Origin of the sequence: Endozoicomonas sp. (assembly GCF_031844845.1) — a bacterium.
Taxonomy (GTDB): domain Bacteria; phylum Pseudomonadota; class Gammaproteobacteria; order Pseudomonadales; family Endozoicomonadaceae; genus Endozoicomonas.
On the sequence record NZ_JAVRMB020000384.1, the window covers coordinates 1 to 19320 of the forward strand.

The 19320-nt window shown below is 49.5% G+C and carries 15 protein-coding genes and 1 pseudogene; 2 read left to right on the plus strand and 14 right to left on the minus strand.

Going from position 1 to position 19320, the window contains the following annotated elements; all coding sequences use genetic code 11:
• The 6 genes and pseudogenes from recA to RM811_RS21340 all read right to left on the minus strand — a co-directional run.
• Positions 1 to 1115 (minus strand): recombinase RecA (recA, locus tag RM811_RS21315; RefSeq protein ID WP_402528109.1); only part of this gene is annotated, 1115 nt, incomplete at its 3' end.
• A gap of 129 nt (positions 1116 to 1244) precedes the next feature.
• A complete protein-coding gene (locus RM811_RS21320) occupies positions 1245 to 1733 on the minus strand; it encodes a CinA family protein (RefSeq protein ID WP_402528112.1) in 489 nt (162 codons plus the stop codon).
• A gap of 89 nt (positions 1734 to 1822) precedes the next feature.
• The gene (locus RM811_RS21325) at positions 1823 to 2326 is read right to left on the minus strand and encodes a DUF4113 domain-containing protein (protein WP_402528114.1); all 504 of its coding nucleotides are present in this window, start codon (positions 2324 to 2326) and stop codon (positions 1823 to 1825) included.
• Positions 2277 to 3149, minus strand: coding sequence for a Y-family DNA polymerase (locus RM811_RS21330; protein WP_402528117.1), 873 nt, complete (start codon positions 3147 to 3149; stop codon positions 2277 to 2279). The genes RM811_RS21325 and RM811_RS21330 overlap by 50 nt, the downstream gene beginning before the upstream one ends.
• 67 nt (positions 3150 to 3216) lie before the next feature.
• Positions 3217 to 3417 carry a LexA family protein gene (locus RM811_RS21335; RefSeq protein WP_402528148.1) on the minus strand — a complete coding sequence of 67 codons (201 nt, stop codon included), beginning with the start codon at positions 3415 to 3417 and terminating at the stop codon, positions 3217 to 3219.
• 650 nt (positions 3418 to 4067) lie between these two features.
• A pseudogene (locus tag RM811_RS21340) lies at positions 4068 to 4211 on the minus strand (hypothetical protein); the annotation flags it as partial.
• 559 nt (positions 4212 to 4770) lie between these two features.
• Between RM811_RS21340 and RM811_RS21345 the strand changes: the two are divergent.
• Positions 4771 to 7638: a hypothetical protein gene (locus RM811_RS21345; protein WP_402528120.1), complete on the plus strand. Its 2868-nt coding sequence runs from the start codon at positions 4771 to 4773 to the stop codon at positions 7636 to 7638.
• Between the two features lie 164 nt (positions 7639 to 7802).
• Positions 7803 to 8603 (plus strand): class I SAM-dependent methyltransferase, encoded by an 801-nt coding sequence (locus tag RM811_RS21350; protein ID WP_402528123.1) that lies wholly within the window; start codon positions 7803 to 7805, stop codon positions 8601 to 8603.
• Positions 8604 to 9437: 834 nt separating this feature from the next.
• Here RM811_RS21350 and RM811_RS21355 read toward each other — a convergent pair.
• The 8 genes from RM811_RS21355 to RM811_RS21390 form a co-directional block, all read right to left on the minus strand.
• The gene (locus RM811_RS21355) at positions 9438 to 10790 is read right to left on the minus strand and encodes a hypothetical protein (protein WP_402528126.1); all 1353 of its coding nucleotides are present in this window, start codon (positions 10788 to 10790) and stop codon (positions 9438 to 9440) included.
• Positions 10777 to 12540, minus strand: a complete 1764-nt coding sequence (locus tag RM811_RS21360) for a VWA domain-containing protein (RefSeq protein WP_402528128.1) — start codon at positions 12538 to 12540, stop codon at positions 10777 to 10779. Before RM811_RS21360 ends, RM811_RS21355 begins: the two co-directional genes overlap by 14 nt.
• On the minus strand, positions 12530 to 13582 hold the full coding sequence (locus RM811_RS21365) for a VWA domain-containing protein (RefSeq protein ID WP_402528131.1): 1053 nt from the start codon (positions 13580 to 13582) through the stop codon (positions 12530 to 12532). The genes RM811_RS21360 and RM811_RS21365 overlap by 11 nt, the downstream gene beginning before the upstream one ends.
• On the minus strand, positions 13575 to 14156 hold the full coding sequence (locus tag RM811_RS21370; protein WP_402528134.1) for a DUF4381 domain-containing protein: 582 nt from the start codon (positions 14154 to 14156) through the stop codon (positions 13575 to 13577). The genes RM811_RS21365 and RM811_RS21370 overlap by 8 nt, the downstream gene beginning before the upstream one ends.
• Positions 14149 to 15090 (minus strand): DUF58 domain-containing protein, encoded by a 942-nt coding sequence (locus RM811_RS21375; RefSeq protein WP_402528137.1) that lies wholly within the window; start codon positions 15088 to 15090, stop codon positions 14149 to 14151. The genes RM811_RS21370 and RM811_RS21375 overlap by 8 nt, the downstream gene beginning before the upstream one ends.
• 184 nt (positions 15091 to 15274) lie before the next feature.
• Positions 15275 to 16249 carry an AAA family ATPase gene (locus RM811_RS21380; RefSeq protein WP_402528140.1) on the minus strand — a complete coding sequence of 325 codons (975 nt, stop codon included), beginning with the start codon at positions 16247 to 16249 and terminating at the stop codon, positions 15275 to 15277.
• Between the two features lie 321 nt (positions 16250 to 16570).
• The gene (locus RM811_RS21385; protein WP_402528143.1) at positions 16571 to 18142 is read right to left on the minus strand and encodes an arylsulfatase; all 1572 of its coding nucleotides are present in this window, start codon (positions 18140 to 18142) and stop codon (positions 16571 to 16573) included.
• A 235-nt stretch (positions 18143 to 18377) separates the two neighbouring features.
• The coding region (locus tag RM811_RS21390; protein ID WP_402528146.1) for an HAD family hydrolase at positions 18378 to 19320 on the minus strand (943 nt) is incomplete at its 5' end.

Consider the following 19320-nt stretch of genomic DNA (forward strand, 5'->3'; position numbering starts at 1 on the left):
AGCTCATCTTGCTGCAGATTCTCGGCAACAACTTCACCTTTTTTGCCGGGATCTTTTTTGCCGGCATCTTTTTTGCCGGAATCTTTTTTGGCTTCGGCCTCGGCTTTTTTCGCGGCTTCTTTCTCTGGTGAGTTCATTAATTCATCACGGATCTGGGCTTCGATTTCAGCAGCCACTTTCGGGTTGTCAGTGAGGTACTGAGCAGCATTGGCTTTGCCCTGACCAATCTTGGATCCTTTATAGGCATACCAGGCACCGGACTTATCGATCAGATTCTGTTTCACACCCAGATCAATCACTTCACCCATATGGTAGATACCCTGACCGTAAAGAATCTGGAATTCTGCCTGACGGAAAGGAGGAGATACCTTGTTCTTCACGACCTTAACGCGGGTTTCATTACCAATAATCTCATCACCCTGTTTGACGGCACCGGTACGACGGATATCAAGACGGACAGAGGAGTAGAACTTCAGGGCATTACCACCGGTGGTGGTTTCCGGGTTGCCAAACATCACACCAATCTTCATACGAATCTGGTTGATGAAGATCACCATACAGTTGGTCTGCTTGATGGAACCGGTCAGCTTACGCAGTGCCTGAGACATCAGACGAGCCTGAAGACCCACATGGTGATCACCCATATCACCTTCGATTTCAGCCTTGGGTACCAGTGCTGCAACCGAGTCAATCACAACAACATCCACCGCACCGGAACGAACCAGCATATCGGTAATTTCAAGCGCCTGTTCCCCGGTATCAGGCTGGGAAACGTACAGGTTATCTACATCAACACCGAGCTTGCCAGCATACAAAGGGTCAAGGGCATGTTCCGCATCAACAAACGCACAGGTAGCGCCCTGCTTCTGGGCCTGAGCAATAACACTCAGGGTCAGTGTGGTTTTACCGGAGGATTCAGGTCCATAGATTTCGATAACACGGCCTTTTGGCAAACCGCCAATGCCAAGCGCAATATCCAACTGTAGAGAACCCGTAGAAATAGCCGGAATCGCTTCCTGCTTCTGATCGCCCATACGCATGATGGCGCCTTTACCAAACTGACGGTCAATCTGACCCAGTGCTGCGGCTAACGCTTTTTTTCTATTATCATCCATTCTTCACGCCCTTAGTTCGATTCTGACTTCATCAGGAACAGCTTAAAAAGTAATACTGTGTATTTAAACAGATACTGGTTATTTGTCCAGTATATTTATCTCTTCGACAAAAACGGATTTTTTTTCAGGTTATAGCATCAGGATCCCCTGCAAAGCCTGAAACACTGTCTGCTCCCGAATCTGATCACGGTCACCTTCAAGATGAAAATGTCTGGCAGCCGTTTCCTGCCCCGTGCTCCAGGCAATCCATACGGTTCCCACCGGTTTATCCGGTGTGCCACCACCCGGCCCCGCAACCCCGGTCACGGCTACAGAAATATCGGTTTCCAATAGTTTGCGAACGCCCTGGGCCATATTGACCGCCACCTGCTCACTCACAGCGCCGTATTTATTGAGAATCACTTCGGGTACGTGCAGCAGACGGCGTTTCACTCCGTTGGCATAACAAATGACGCCACCTTCAAACCAGTCCGAACTGCCGGGTAAGGCAGTCAACGCATGACCAATCCCTCCTCCGGTACAGGACTCCGCTGTAGACAGGGTCCAACCCCTGGCCATCAAAAGCTCAGCAACTTCGCAGACGATGGGGTTCGTAGCAGAATGCAATGTAAGTTCCATGGTCACTCGCCAATATAGTTAACAGAGGAGCCAATCGGGAAGTGAAGTTATAACACGATCAGAAGCAGTGTTCACAAATAATCATGAAACTATGTTCTGATCGTTAGAAGATCCGACCACCGGGCAGTATAACAGCGGCTCAGCAACTGCTGATTCATATGCCAGTCCTGCTTTGCAAATCCCACGGAAGCCGGGCGAAGCATATTCCGACCGAAACGATGGTTAACAGCATCTAACACCGTCATGATCGAGTCTTGTCCTTGCTTTTCCTGAAGAGATTGAGTTGCCAGTAAATCTCCCTGAAAACTGTGACTACCACAGAGATCCAGTAATACAACTCCCCCTTTTTTATACTCACACCCTTCATTGAATATTTTTTCCAGTGCTGGCCTTAACCGTTGCAACCATGGGCGCGTATCAGCACTGGGCTCAGGCAGGGCCAGCCGGATACTGCCACCCATTGGCCAGGAACTCTGGCGGAAAGGATCGGTTCGGATAAAGACAATCGCTTCACGAGCAAACTGATTCTGCTCCCGGAGCTTTTCACAGGCCCGACTGAATATAACAAACCAGCGCAGAGTGCAGCTCTTCAATGGTTTTGATTCGTTTGCCAAAACTGCGGGAGCACATAATCTGGTGTTTGTTATCACTATGCTGATCGTCTGCAGCAATACAGCTCTCGCCCTGAAGTTCACACACCGTTCGCTCCAACACCACAGAAAACTCACGTTTGATCCACTTACGCTGACAGCCCACCAGCTGCCCGCCAGTATGGATACCCGCGGCTTCCAGTCGTTTGGCAATACGGCGCCCTACTCCCCAGACTTCACCAACCGGAGTAATATCCATCAAACGACGCTGACGCACAGGGCTGGTTAAATCCACAACGCCTTCTGTGGCACGATATTTCTTGGCCGCATAGTTCGCCAGCTTGGCCAATGTCCGGGTGGTTGAGATGCCAACGCCTATGGGTAATCCCGTCCAGCGATACACCTGATCTCTCATTGTCTGCCCCATACTCTCCAGCGGCTCATCAGGAAAACCGGAAAGATCGAGAAATGCTTCATCAATGGAATAAACCTCGAGGTCAGGCGTAAACTGTCCCCGTACCGACATAAAGCGGGAAGACATATCGCCGTAGAGAGGATAATTGGAACTTCTCAGCACGATATCTCCCCGCTCCACTAAATGACGAACCTTGAAACCCGGTGTCCCCATGGCAACCCCCAGGGATTTTAACTCCCAGGTTCTGGCAATAATACAGCCATCGTTATTGCTCAACACACCCAATGCCCGGTTTCTCAGGGACGGATCAAAAACCTGCTCACAAGAGCAGTAAAAAGCATTGGCATCACGCAGGCTATGATCGGTTTCATCGCAAACGGTGCACCACCTCAGTGACAACGCCCCAGACATCCAGATTCTGTTCAGAATTCAGCACTATGGGTGGATAGTCCGGGTTCTCTGACTGAAGCATCAGCTTTTAGCCCTGATAAACCAGCCGTTTCACCATCAGATCTCCATCCAGCAGGGCGATGACCACATCCCCCGGTTTTGGGGTCAGTGAGCGGTCAATAATCAGGATATCCTCATTAAAAATGCCCGCCCCTTCCATCGACGGCCCCTGAGCCCTGGCAAAGAAAGTAGCTGCCGGGTGCCGAATCAACAGCTGGTCCAGGGACAGTGTTTCCTGTAGATAATCCGCTGCAGGACTGGCAAAGCCACAGGCCGTCGGACTCTAATAATAGGGGTATTTTGTAGGTTTCAGTTCAGGGATCAAAGGAGCAAGCTTCATTGCCGGGCAAACTCCAATACTGTATTTATACACAGTATAATTCATCCATACGCTGAATGCTGTCAAGATAATAAAGCTATTTATCAGTCTAAGTGGGGCAGGGAAAAGAGAGAGATAACTGATGATGAGTGATTAAGGTGAGCCAGAAGATGAAGATCACAGGAAGGTCATTAAGATTTTTTCCCGGATGTCACTCCACCGGCAGCAGGGTTTTGCGACTGCCTCAGAAGCCTGCAGACCTACCGTAGGGCATACGGTAGGTTAAGCCTGCGGAGCGACCAGAACGGGGATAGCGGCTTGGCTGCTACCCAGGGAAGGCGCGTCGAAACAGGAAACTCTTGGAGCGATCCAAGAACCCTCGCCTTCGTGTCCTATGGGTACTTTAGGGCGGGAAGTGTCAGACCGCTATTTTTACCCAACAACCGCCAATGTTGCCTGCAGGATAATCAGATTAACGATGTCGATGAAGAAAGCCCCGACGAAAGCCCCCGACTCGACAATAGGCACAACCATAATTGTTTCTGTCGAACCCTGCTGTTACTGCCAGCAGCACCCAGTGCAGCAAGACCGGCAGCACCAGCACCAATCACCAGCACTTTAGCCGGTGGGATTTTACCGGCGGCAGTAATCTGGCCGTTAAAAAAGCGACCAAAATTGTGAGAGGCTTCAACAACGGCACGATATCGCTTGCAGCGAATTTTAACACGGAGAATTTTTCTAAAAACTGCTGGAGGTCATCTTTCCGAAAAAGAATAAGAGTCTCTCTCTGGTTGGTACGATAATTCCCGTATCAGGCCTCAGTCTTGAAACTGATAACTCATGCTACGCACTCACAGCATAACGTTATCCTATTTGCCCAGTGTCCGCAGGTTGGGTCGAAAGCCCCAACAAACCCTCAACTAAGCAAAGCAGCTTAAGTTGAAGCGACCACTATGTTGACAAATACCATGGCTGATTAAATGAAATCCAATATTCCTAACAAGGTGGTTAGTTTAATGCCTTGCAGGTGCTGGTACAGTGGCTTTGCCAGTCTGAAAAACGTGCAAACGAAGAAAACCATATGCGAAAGCTAATGGTTAATTATTTAACATTAAAGTACTTGGGAAATTGTCCTGAAATAACATGGTTATTTTACTTCGCTCTTATCCCCGGCATGGGAATAGAGAGAAATAAAAGGGAAAGTTATTTAAGCAGGGCTCTCTCTAGTTACAGGATAGATTATTTTATTCGGAAGGATGGATAATGATACCAATTACAGGGGCTAATACTGACCAGTTCAACTCTTCCAAACTAACAAAAGTGGAAAGCGATAAGGCGCCCGGACAACAACGTGTCGGGTTGCCCAGAAAATGCAAACGCGTTCGTGAGCCTGGTACACCTAGTTATCTTTCTGGCCAACCGCTAACAGGTCACTCCGGTGAAAAAGAAAAACGACGGAAGGTTTCTCAAGCATCCAGCAAAAGTGAAGCGTTACTTCCTGAAAGTACGAGTTTTCAAAATAATCAGTCGATCATTAATGACCTTGATAAGGCTGTTCAGCAAGGAGATTATGTGAGCGTAATACATCTGATCGAAAAATATTCCTGGCTAATTGAAAAAAATCCTGACTGCCTCTTGGTTTGTGATGAAAAAAACAGAACAGTGGTTTTTATTTTATGTGCGCTGAATAAACCTGAACTGTTTAAGCTGGCAATAGCCACAGAACAGGGAAAGAAGGCATTAGTCCAAAAATCAGATCTGTTTTTTAACTTAACTACTTTACATTATGCAGCGACTATGGATGGTTTTGTGGAGATAATCCATGCTGAAAACGTAGACAAAGAGGCTTGGCTTATACGAGATGATTCTGGTCGGGTTCCACTTCATTATGCTGTCGTAGACCAAAGTTTGAACATATGTCTATCAATGGTGAAAATGCAACCAGAAAGTCTTATCGTCAAAAACATAAATAATAATACACCCATTGATTTGATGATGCAGCACAAAGAATCGTCACGAGAAGTTAAAGTAAAGTTTTTAAGTAAGGTGCTGGATTATCCGTGTGTCCAGGAAAAACTTTGTCACGTAGACTATTTTGCAAACCTTTCCACTGGTGATCAAAAAGGTGATGAAAAAATTCATCGCCTGCGAAAAAAAGTGTTTCATGAATTTCAAGCGGTTCCCTTTAATAAAGCAGCGGCTCAGGCAGAGAACAATATACCGTTAAAAAGAGCTTTGGACGCTGTTGATACCATAAGTGAAATCCCCGGCCCCAATGTTTTGAAAGGGCAATCTATTGAAAAATGGCTCGATTCAGAAGCAGCTGAGGGAGATCACAACCTGCACTTAAAGAGAGCCAGAGCACGGATGCCAAAGTTGAATTTGTCAGGCAATCTTCCCTTGCAAAGTAAGGCAAGGGAAAGTAAGGAAAGGGAAAGTACAACTCTCCAGGGATTGCATCTGAAATCCAGCGTTGAAGTTAGCAATCATGAAAAGGAAAAACAGGCCAGAGCGGTGCTTAAGGGGCTTGGTCAAGTAGGCGTTTACAGCAGCTTTACCTGTTATACTGGCGAAACAACAAAAAAGTTTTGGTCACTGGGTGATGAAAATGCCGCTGTGGATACGATCAGATCGCTTGCTTATCTGGGGGTGCCGCATATTCAGATGCGACTATCACCACCGAATGATATAAACCCCGGAAAGACCATACAAGTTACACCGGCAGAGCGAAAGCAATTTAGTCAGGCTGAAAAGGAACGATACGAGAGAAATCGTCAGGTCGCCTGGCATAAATTAGCTGCATTACTCCCTGAATTTAATCCCGCTCTCGGGCTTCCCCAGGACATCCATATTTTAGACACTAAGGTGACGATCCTTGATTGTGATGATGTCGCAAAAGAGCCTCCATTAACAATCTCAATGGTGGATCCAATCACTAAATACGGCCATTGTGGAACTCTGGGAAAAAACTATATGGTGCTTAAACCTTATCGTTATGGGAGTTACCTGCAAACACTTTGTACCGACATTAAGGGTTCGTGTCACAGGGCAGTACCTTTGCATTTGCCACCCAATAGCATCATTCCGGAGCCGGGCCATCAGGCATTGGATTTTAAGAACAATGATGATGAAAAACGATGGATTGACGATAGGCTTAAACAGTCATCTATGGGGAATTCATCTCTGGCAGAAAATGTAGCTAAAATATGCTCTCTAAGCCGACAAGGCAATGTACATAGTGGGGTTGTTTATGGTTTACATCATCACGACCTCACCTCTAAGCAAAAGGAACGTGTCGTTGGCCGATGGTTTGATATCGTGAAAGAAAGCGCTGAAAAAACAGAACCGAATAAAGCAAGCCTGATTTGTATGGGTAAATCACAACTGATGGATGAATTATTACAAAGTATCTGCCGTGAAAAAAATATTCCCGTTATCGACATGGAACAAGCAGATGCAAAACAACCGCTGGATCAATTAATACAGCAAGGAAAGGTTGGCCTATGTCTTCTTCCAGACCTGCCTAAACCGGTTTTCCAGCATCTGATTACATCCTCAAACCTGCCGATGTTGACGGAAGGGGCTAATTCCACTTCATTTCTTTTGCAAACAGGTCATGCTTATCTCTCTGCACTCCCCGAGGGCAATACTCAAGTGCCAGTTGATATGGGCTACCCGCTGGAAGCATTAAAAGCTAAAGTTTTTTCTTACAAGCTTAAATTGAACGAGGAGAGTCAGGACGAACTTAAAACTTTGCATGATTTAATCAAATCCAGGTATTATTACGGTATAGAACATCATCTTGAGAATGAAAGCTCGTTAGAAAATTTGAAGTTCCTTCTGAATCAAAAGGGCAGAGAGCAACAAACGCAATTAATGGGCCTCACTATCTGGGATTTGGTGAGAAAAGAACAAAATGGAACCCTGGGCGATATCGAAAGGCAGGCATTGCTTTCGGCTCTTGATCCTTCGAACGAGGCAATAGTTGAGTACATTGCCCACACCCAGGATAGCAATACCCCAACAGCCCATCATATTGCCATGCAACAAATGCATGTGGGTCAGGCTTTTAATAACGCACTCATATCAGCGCTGGTTGAGTTTGCCAAAATCAAAAAACTGGATGTATGAATATGAGATTTTCCCCGGTTGGTAACTTAACCTACTACATTTAGTACTTTTCAATCTGTAAGCGTGAGTATCAGGTTCATTTTATGCGTAGCTGACCCACAGAGTCAGAAAATCAGTTGTATGAAATGGTATCTTTGTAATCATAGACTTAAGAGTATGTTTGTATGCCTGACCTGTCCTTCGCTGACTCTATTCCAGAAAATTATGATCGTCTGATTTTCCCTCTGAACATCAAACCCTTCGCTCATGAAATGGCAATAAGAGTAGCTAAGCTTCAGCCAAACCATGTGTTGGAAACAGCAGCCGGAACAGGTGCATGCTCGGAATTGATCACCTCAGCCCTCCCCGGGAATACACACTATATTGTGTCAGATATCAGCGAATCGATGTTAAGCATTGCCCGTCAAAAATTAGGCCGTAGAAAGAACATCACCTTTGAACCGGTGGATGCTGTTCAATTACCGTACACTGATCAACAATTTGATGTGGTGGTGTCCATGTTTGGCCTGATGTTTTTCCCAGACAAGGTTACAGCGTTAGCAGAAGCCCACAGAGTATTACAAGACGATGGATCATTATTGCTCAGTGTTTGGGATATCATCGAACGAAACCCGTTAGGGCAGGAATTTTATCACTGTCTGAGTCAGTGCTTTGGTACACAACCGTTGGAATTTCAAGAGATCCCTCATAATTGCTCCAGCCTGGACCTGCTCAAATCCGTGTGTGAAAGCGCCGGTTTTTCTGATATTTCAATCCATGTGGTCAAACGAGAGCTAGACCCCATACCAGCACTGGATGCCTGCAAAGGCTTTATATATGGCACACCTCTTTTTAATGAGTTCACTGAACGGGGTATGGATACAGAAGACGTTGTTAAAAAAGTATCCACTGATTTAACCCGTTCTTTTGGTGAACCGCTCACCGGCTTCTACAGACAGGCCCTGTTTGTTGAAGCCCGAAAATAAGCAGCCCATGGTTTGCTGCTGCATCTGTTGTAAAATCTGTTATAAATAGTGCCTCAGTCGTTTTTAGTAGTTATCAGCCATGCGCAATATAAAAACAAATGATCAACTGCTTACCCCGCAGAGCGTGGGAACGAGTCAGAAGATATCAAGCAGGGAACTTTTCAAAAAAAACTGCCAAAACAAAAAAACAGGTGGCTTTGAAAAACGGCTTTGAAAAACGGCTTTGAAAAAAGTATAAACCCCAATCCCAATGCTTTATTCAATGGGCGTACTGGGAAAATCCGGAGTTTAAAGTGTCTGAGGATGATATCGGCTCTGTTAGAGCTAATAGAGAAACGACAATTACCAGCTCTTCAGATGGAACTCCACCCAAAAAAACCGGCCGCTTTGAAACATCTAAAGCAGATTCCACCAACGGTGTAAGTAATGACCGACTTTATCGGGAATCATCAGCCATTGGGTTTCAAAGCTGCGGCCCCATTGTTCCAGGTACTTGGCACCCGTCACACAGATCAACTGCTGAATTTAGGATAATCGCGTTATAGGCGACTCGATAGAGCCAGGCCCCATACTATCTTCGGATTTCAGTGTATGAAATTGGGTGTGCGCCTTGATACATACTACCTATACAATGTCGCTTACCACTGTTTCGTCATCGTTCCGACTGCCAAGGTAATGCTGAAGATGTATTTTGTGAGCTTGCCAGTGGTTTTCCATGATAACTAACTGATCTTCTGTCTGCTGTGCCAGATATTGATCACAGAACTTTTACCATATCAGCCCCCTCTGCCGTGACAGCAATAAAAACCATTACAGGGTTTATAAGAACAAGGATTATGCTTTGTGTTTTTCTCCTGCAGGGTTTAAGCGCAAGCCATCAGCTGGTGATGATTGAGCCCGTTGGTTAGAAACCACCGCCAACAAAGACGACCAGAACGCGTCCGCTTTCATCACCGAAGACCGGCGCTGTTCAGCGTATAAATAAGCCTGCAAGGCGGCAAGCTGCGTCAACATACCAGATCGCGTTGTGGCAGAACTTATGCCAGCCAGTAAACTCTGTAATTGTGCATCATAGTCAGCAGACTGGCGGTAATCGAAATAGCGGTAAAACATCGCCTGCTGCTTTAACAGATCCTCCTCTGCACAGGCAGCCTTTAACAGCCGTCTAAGCGCTATTGCCTGCTGCACATGCGGGCGTTGCCAATACCGATACACGCCCAAAGCCGCAAGCCCCGGCAGTAATAACGCCAGCCCCGTGGCAATGCCCATAAGCCACCGTCGACGGCTTTGCTGTTGTTGTTCCTCTGCACTCAAGACAAAGGGTTTCAATGTCGGATTTTCACCTGCCTGCAATAGCACTTCATCCAGTTCTATCACTTGATGGCGTTGATTGACGGTATCCCACCAGTGTATCTGCCGTGCCGGAAACTGATAACGGCCATCCTCTTCAACCAGATAATCGACGCGAATGGTTTTCTCTGCCGTATAGCGACCGCGATTAACGGATTCCGCTGTCTGTGCCGGTTTCTGATAAGCCGACAAGCCCTGATAGGAACGGAAGTTGAACGTCGGCAGCATCCGTGGGGCACTATCCTGCGCCCATATATGAATCGTTCTGGATAGCGCATCACCCACGCCTATGACCGGCTTGTCGCTACTCTCATCCAGCAGGTCTGGCTCAAACGACCGTTCAACCGTCACCGCCGTGGCTGCAAACCAGTGCTCTATACCCTGCATAGCCTCGGGAATGCTGGCTGAGAATTCGATGCTATTGCTCTGTATGCCAGCAGTCGGTTTTAGCGCGACCTGTCCGTCATCATCACGCACCCACACATCAATCTGTAGCGCAGGCAATCGGTAGGGGCCGGGTGCCTGGGGGGTCAGCAGCAGCTCCCATTGCTGAACAAAATATTCATGTCCCTGTCGCTGCGCGGTATAACGAGTTGAGAAAGGTTCTTTTTGTTCGATCACCAGGCCGGCAACCGGCTGCCAGCGAATCTGGCTGCTGCGGGCAAAGTCCTGACGGCTGAATATATCAACCGTCAGTTTCACTTGTTGCGTGATGGCTATGGTGCCCGTGACCGGCAAGCTGGCTTCGGCAAAGATATCCGCGCCACAGCCCTGACTGTGATGACTTAAGCCCAGCACCAGCAGCCATAGCTGTAGGTAATATTTAGCGGTTTTCACCTTTATGCTCGCTCCCCTCAGACGATTGGCGTCGGCTTTGCTGGATGCGAAATTTGGCTTCCAGAAAGTCGGCCGGATCCTGCTGAACCAATGTCATCCACTGTTTCTGAATCGCTTCATCCGCCAGAATCTGCTGCGCCGACAACTGACCTTCTGCCACGGCCGGGGCGTCGGTTTCTACCGTCATCGCATCATCATCGGCGCTGGCATCTGCGGACTGTTCATTACGGCCCAGCTTGTCTTCTGCACCGCCACTGCCTTTATCGCCCTGCTCCAGAGCCTGACTGCTGTCCTCAGATTCCTGCTGCTGGCTTTCGGCCATCTCAGCATTTTCCCTGACGATTTTCCTGACAATACGCAAGTTATCTCCTGCGGCGGTGAATGCCGGAAAATCCTGCAACAGTTTTTCATACGCCACAACTGCCTGACTATATTGGCGTCCCTGGGCCAGCGCATTAGCCCGATTAAAGCGAGCGGCCCTGGAATCCAGTTTGGCAAACTCGCTGGCCGCGCTGGCAAACTCTTCGGCAAAATACCAGGCCTGCGCCTTGTGAAAAAGGTTATCAAAAGCCGCCGCCGCTTTTTCATAGTCACCGTGGTTAAAATACCACTGACCCTGCTGATCCGCCGACAACCACCAGCCAAGCCAGTTATCAGGCAATTCAAAACTATTGGCCTGAGCCCGCTCTGAAACCAGCGGGTTAATCAGCAGCAGCAACAACAACAACAACAGACTTTTACCATTGATCAACCATGTCAGGCTCCAGCCCCGGCGAAACCACAGCAAAAATATCAGCATAAAAAAAGGCAGCAGATAATAGCCCATATCCTGCCATGACTGTTCTGGCTTCTGCGCAGCTTGACCATCTGTCGTATATTCCCGCCGCCTGGGGTTGATTAGCGGCTTTTGCAACTGTTCTATATCACGCCCGGATATCGATAAGCGCTGGTAAAAAGCCCCGGGCAGTTGGGCCAGCTGCTTCAAGCTGATTTCATCAAAGGCCTGGGCACCGTCTGTGCTGTCTGCCTGATTGCCGCCAACGCCATAAAAGCCTATGGCCATATCCTGCTTACGGATAAAATCGGTCATGGCTGATGTTGCCTCAGTGCTGATGCCATCGCTGATCCATAAGACATAGGGCTGGTAATCCAACTCAGGGCTGCTCTTCAGCAACGAGTCCAGTAACGGTAAAACACTGGAGGCATCATCTCCGGGCTGCGGCATGATAGAAGGTGTCAGAACGCGGCTGAAGTTCAGGATGATATCCACATCCGGCGTAAACGGCGTGACCTGATAGGCACTGTCGGCATACACCAGCAACGCAACATTACCGGCCGGTTTAAGGCGCACAAAGTCGTCTATTTTCTGCTGAGCCCTGTGCAGGCGAGTGGGTTTGACATCATCCTGCAGCATGCTGTCTGCCAGAGAGATAACAATAATCACATCAGAAGCGGCCTGGCCACCGCCATCCTCCTGCAAATACCAGCTGGGCCCGGCCATTGCCAGTACCGCAAAAAGCAGGGCTAACAGACTGGCGTTTTCCGGCGTCCACCAGGCTTTTTTCCGGTTCCTGACCGTCAGCACGCGCTGTAGATGCGGGGCTATATCGACGCCAGTGCGTTGCTGCTGACGACTCAACCGTCCTATCAGCCAGAGCAGCAAGACCGGTACCGTCAGCAGCCATAAAAACTGTGGCCTTAGAAAGTGGAACTGTGTCAGCTCCTGCAACGGCAGAAAATCACTGGGCATCGGTGGTGCTCCCGGCTTGTTTCAGCTGCGCCACAAGCCGGTCTCTCTGTCGCAAACGGTACCGATTATTTATCAACAACAGCACATGAAAAAGGCAGTAAACCACAACCACCAGCCCCAGCGGCCAGTAAAAAACATCCTGCCTGGGCTGGTATACCGAGACCTCATATTGCTCCTGTTCCAGGGCGTCTATTTCACCGTAGATGGCCTGCAGCTGCTGGCTATTCATGGCCTGATAAAATGACCCACCGGTCACTGTGGCCATCTGTTGCAGACTCTTTATATCCAGTGCCGCCTCGCCAATGGAAGCAGGATCCCCCATGGCGATGCTGTAAATACGGATACCCTTGCTGGCGGCCACTTTAGCCGCTTCGATGGGGGGCACGCGGCTGCCGGTGTCATTGCCGTCAGTCAGTACCAGCAGGACACGATGCTTTTTCTGGCTGCTTTCAAACAGCTGAATCGCCAGCCCTACCCCATCGCCGAGGCGGGTCTGCTGACCAGCCATCCCTATCTCCAGTTCATCCAGCAGCTGCAGAAAAGTGCCATGATCCGCCGTGAAAGGCACTTGCAAATAGGCATTATCAGCAAACACGATCAGCCCCAGCCGGTCATTTTCCCGCTGCCCGGCAAAATCGGCCAGCACCTGTTTCAACGCCGTCAATCGATCTACGGCTTGGCCGGAAGCCAGCAGAAAGTCGGTTGCCTCCATGGACGCGGATAAATCCACCAGCATCATCAGATCTGTAGTGGATTTTTTCTCACTGACAGGCTCGCCCAGCAATAACGGTTTAGCCAGCGCAATCACCAGTAAAAACCACGCGGCACCCAGCCAGATACGCTGGAATAAAATACGGCGAATCAATGCCGCCCCACCAGAGGGTGTCTGCCCGGACAACTGCGCCAGACGCTGAAAGAACGGGACTTTTATCGCCGAACTGCTGTGGTGATAGGCGGGCAGAAAACGATTGATCAACCACGGCAATAGCCATAACACAAAGAACTGTGGGTGCTCGAAGCGGATACTGGCGAAGTCAAACATCCGTGGGCTCCCGAATAACACCCTTATCATGCTGCTCAATCCAGTGCCGGCACGCGGTAATCAGCTCGCCAGCAGACTCCGCAGGCAAGAGCCGGGGTTGATAAGCCAGCGTCAGTAAATCCTGGCCGGTGGCGCCACTAAACGGAGAGTGCGCATTGGTGCGCTGAAGAGTGCGCTGAAGAGTGCGCTGAAGAAAATCAAGCCACGATTGTCCGGTCAACGGGGTAACCTTTTCCCGACCATAGGCCTCTATCGCCACGGCACGCAACAAACCGGGCAGAGCCCGAATATCATCAGCCATGGCATGCAATTGCGCCACCGCCTGACGCCGGTAAGCATTGCTACGATACAGCCGCCATTTTTTCACGGCCAGAACAACCATAATAACCACCAGTGCCAGCAACAGCAGAGTCCAGCCTGGTGTCTGCGGCCACCAGGAAACCGGTGCCTGCAAAATTATCTCTTGAAAATCATGTTGCGCCAGATAGGCGTTGCCAAACGTGGCATCCATCACCACCACATCGTCTGCAGCCATAAGACTTGCATCAGACTGAAGGGTGCCGGAATCAGTCACCTGCCCGTCCTCTGTCAGTACGCGATGCCCCTGATGCCGCCTGGCCCAGCAAACGCCTGAGCTGGCGATCTGCGTCCTGATCGGTAGTAATCGGTAGCACCGGGATATTATAACGGCGTAATTGCGCCCTGAGCTGCTGATTAAACTGCAGGAAGTCCTGCGCAAAAGCCTGCTGTATGGCGGGCTTTTGGGCATCAATGACCAGCTGCAAGCGGCCATCACTGACCACAAAACCCCGGGTATCAGGCAGTTTCTCTTCCAGCTTGTCGTAGACCTGCACCACAACCACATCGTTATGCAGACAGAGCTGACGCAGCCCGCGTATGCCCTGTTCATTAATAGCCTGCATATCGGATATAACAATCAGCAGGTGATTTTGTGGTCGCTGTCGCAGCAGGGTTTGCAAAGCCCGGTTGATACCGGCTGCAGAGTCATCTGTGCTGATCGTATCCAGCGATAACCTGTGATTGTAATCCTTTAACAAGGTCAGAAATTCCAGCACCGCTTTCTCGCCACGGCGAGGTTTCAGATAGTGCTGATCGCTGTCATTAAACAGCAGTGCGCCAACACAATCGCCACCGGCATTCACTGTCCAGGCTGCCAGTGCGGCAGACTCGGCGGCGGTCACCGACTTCATCTTATAGCTGCTACCAAAAAACAGGCTCAGGCTTTGATCAATACAGATCACCACCTGGCGTTCACGCTCTTCGTTATAAACACGAACATAAGGCTTTTTGGTTCGGTTAGTGACTTTCCAGTCCATGGTGCGAATATCATCACCGCTGCGATATTGGCGCAGTTCCTCAAAACTCAGGCCCCGCCCCCTCAGCCGTGAGGCATGGCGACCCGCCAATAAACTGTTGACCGGCTGACGGGATTTAAGGCTTAGCCCGGCCGTTTTATAGCGCAGGCTATACAGGGACTTTTTCTGCACCCAGATACGCGCATCCTGGCGGTCTTGTGTCGAGCTGGGAAATTGGGATATCACGGTATGACTGCACCTATCCAAGAACTTGCGAAACCCGTTGTCCGCTACCCGCCGCCCGCAAAAGCACACGCGGACCCGGCTTTTTCGGGCAGCGGGAGGCGGACTGCGGGCAGCGTTTGTTGAAAGCAACCTATGCCACGGCCACTTGCTTGATTAACTCGTCAATCACCTCGGTGCTGGAAATATTATCCGCCAGTGCATCAAAGGCCAGAATCAGCCGGTGCCCCAATACCCCGTGAACCACTGCGCGGACATCATCGGGGTCAACATAATCCTTGTCCCGTAACCAGGCCATGGCACGGCAAGTCTTATCCAGATTGATACTGGCCCTGGGGCTGGAACCGACGGCTATCCAGTCCTGTAACGGGCTATCAGGGTAACGTCCGGTTTTGCGGGTAGCCATGACCAGCGCGACGATATAGTTTTCGATATTTTCGCTGATATGAATCCTGTGAATTTCGTCCCGCGCCTGTTGCACCACCTGCTGGCTGATGGAGACAGCCGCTGTCTCCGGGGCCTGTTCCTCGCCTCTGACCAGACGAATAATGCCCAGCTCTGCCTCATCGTCGGGATAGCCGATGGTGACTTTCATCAGAAACCTGTCCATCTGCGCTTCCGGCAAAGGATAGGTTCCTTCCTGCTCTATCGGATTCTGCGTCGCCAATACCATAAACAATTCAGGCAACGGATAGGTCTTGCCGGAGACGGTAATCTGCCGTTCTTCCATCGCCTCTAACAGTGCAGACTGCACCTTGGCCGGAGCGCGGTTGATCTCATCGGCAAGAATCAGATTGGCAAATATCGGTCCGGGCTGAAATGTCAGCTGCTCACCGTCACCGGTATTATGATAGACCTCGGTACCGGTCACATCCGACGGTAACAGGTCCGGGGTAAATTGTATTCGCCCGAGATCGGCAGCCAGCACACGGGACAGGGTTTTCACCGAGCGAGTCTTGGCTGTGCCCGGCAGGCCTTCCAGCAATACATGGCCATTGCACAATAAGCAGACGATGATTTTTTCTACCACATCGTCCTGACCAACAACCGACTGCTGCATGGTGCTTATCAATTGTTCAATGTCCGTTAATGCCTGCGACATAAACATCTTCCCGTTTACTTGAAAACTTATGCCTGGTTTAAAATAACCCTGTTTTAATCAGACAAAAAAAGGGTTGTGTATCAAAGCAGTTGATGATGCCCTGACACCCATCCCCCACACTGTCATTGTGTACATGGACTGTACACAATCCATCTGGAGGGAAAGCCACCAGCAATCACCTCCCTGTGGATGGATCCTGTACATTCCCTGTACAGGATGACAGTGCCGGGTAAAAATAAAGTGTGCTGTTTATCAACGGTTTTAATACATGACATAAAAAAGCGGATTTCAACCCTCTGGTCATCCGCTTTCAAGGTTCACAATCGTTTATTTACTACCGGGATTTTCCTGCAGTTTTGCCATCACATCGCTCAGGCTGAAGCTGGCCGCCTTCTGTCTTGGGGGATATTCTTGAAAGGTCTTCAGAAACCCGGCCACGTACGTCTGGGCAGGAACCAGCAGATATGCCCTGTCAAGCATCCAGTCGTAATAGGTATTGGATGTCTTCTGTGCTCGTTCAAAAGGATCACGGCGCAGATTGAAAATTAACGGTACACGCAGCTCTGTGAAAGGGTTAGCCCAGATTTCCAGAGTCTCTTCAACACGTTGCTCCAGGAACACCAGCTTCCAGTCATTGTAACGCAGTGCTGTCAGATCCCCGTCATCGGAGAAATAGAAGATTTCCTTGCGCGGAGTATCTTCAACCTTGCCCGTTAAATAAGGCAGCGTATTGTATCCATCCAGATGATTTTTGTAAGAACGGCCAATAGCCTTGTATTTGGTCAGCAGTTTCTCTTTAACCTTTGGCTCACCGGCCATGGCAGCAAAGGTCGGTAACCAGTCCATATGGTGCATGATATCGTTGGATACCGAGTCAGCCTTGATATTGCCGGGCCAGCGCACCATGGCAGGTACCCGCCAGCCACCTTCCCAGTTGGTGTTTTTTTCGCCACGAAATGGCGTCATTGCCGCATCGGGCCAGGTATTCATATGCGGCCCATTATCGGTAGAGTAGAAAACCATGGTGTTGTCGGCAATCTTCAGCTCATCCAGTTTATTCAGGAAGAGCCCTATATGCCTGTCATGTTCTATCATACCGATCGTGTATTCATCATACTTTGCATACTTGGGGTCATTCATCAGCTCATCTTTAACATGGGTACGGAAATGCATACGCGTACCGCTCCACCAGATAAAAAAAGGTTTGTTGGCTTTATGGGCCTTTTCGATAAACTGTAAAGCGGCAGCCGATGTTTCATCATCCACCGTTTCCATACGCTTTTTGGTCAACGGACCGGTATCTTCGATCTTGCCATCGGCATAGGAATGAACGACACCCCGTGGACCAAACTTCTTGCGGAACCCAGAATCTTTCGGGTAATCGCGATTTTCCGGCTCTTCCTCGGCATTCAAGTGATAGAGGTTACCGAAAAATTCATCAAAACCGTGATTGGTGGGTAAATGCTTATCCTTATCACCCAGATGATTCTTGCCAAACTGCCCCGTCATATAACCCTGATTTTTCATCACTGAGGCTATGGTGATGTCTTTTTCATGCATGCCCAGTTCTGCACCAGGCAGACCAACCTTGGACAACCCGGTACGGAACACCGACTGGCCGGTGATAAAAGAAGAACGCCCCGCTGTACAGGATTGCTCACCATAGTAATCAGTAAACATCATGCCTTCGCTGGCAATCCTGTCGATATTGGGGGTTTGATAACCCATCATGCCACGGGAATAGGCAGAGATATTCCATATCCCGACGTCATCCCCCCAGACAACAAGAATGTTGGGCTTTTTGGCCGCGGCAGCTGACCACATGCTGCCAAGGCTTAAGGCCGCTATCGCACCGACACTGGCCAGCCACTTGAGCAGCTTCCGGATCATTGGGTTCATGCTTGTTTCTCCTGACAACCTGTTGAATTAAACGACAGTCATCAACTTCAGTGAAAACGGTATTATTTTAGTACATGTTTTCCATATGGGTTCCATTAGGAAGCCCAATAATAAAATCCGTATTTTACTGGGACTTGCAAAAACCGTTGTCCGCTATCCGCTTCCCGCAAAAGCACATGCGGACTCGGCTTTTTCGGGAGGCGGGCTGCGGGCAGCGTTTGTTGAAATGACAAATTTATTTAACGGTTGGGAAAATCCGCCGCCACTCTTGCTTCATGTCTACCAGGGTCCAGTTATCACGCCTGGCCTGATCCATCGCCTTATTTAAGCGACCTGTCTTTGACTCCCGATCGTAGGCCCATTCCCGCACGGCGTCGGTGTGGTGAACTATGCCGGCGAAGCTAAGGTAAGGGCTGCCCTTGGTCCATTGCAGCATCTGCCAGTCGCCATCGGAGTTACCGAAGGCGAAGACTGGACGTTTGCCAATGTGGTAATGGATCGCTACTGGCTTGGTCGCCTTGTCGTCGATAAAGTTTATCTTCGCCTGACGGATTATTTGCGGCTTACCGTCGTTGTAATCGTAGCTGACCTGCAGGCTAGAGCCGATCACTTGCTGAGGGGGAATGCCGTATACCGCTTCCACCCATGGGCGCATAAAGTCGATGCCACCGCCGGAAACAATATAGATCTGAAAACCGTTCACACGCAGGTAATCAAGCAATTCCAGCATAGGTTGGTAGACCATATCGGTGTACTTCCGTTTGGTGGTCGGGTGGATCGCAGTGGCCAGCCACTGGTTGACGAGCTCGGTAAAGGCTTCACTGCTCATGCCAGCATGGCTGGCCATAACCATCTCGATAAGGGCGTGCTCCCCCCCTTTAAGGGCCGTCGTCAAGTCGCCTTCGAGTACCGCCTTAAAGGGCTGCTGTTGTTGCCATTCCGGGTGCTGGGGGGCTAAGGCATGGATGCGGTCAATGGCAAATGCCAGCTGACTGTACATTGGCTGTTCGGCCCAAAGGGTGCCATCGTTATCAAATACGGCGATACGGTCGGCGGCGGGGATGTAATCCGGGCTATCACTCCTGGTTACGGCTTTGACGTAGTTAATGATGGCCGTCTTGCTTGGGCCGGGATTCCAAGAGGAAAGCGGCGCCTCAGCAGCGAATGCCTGGCCCAGG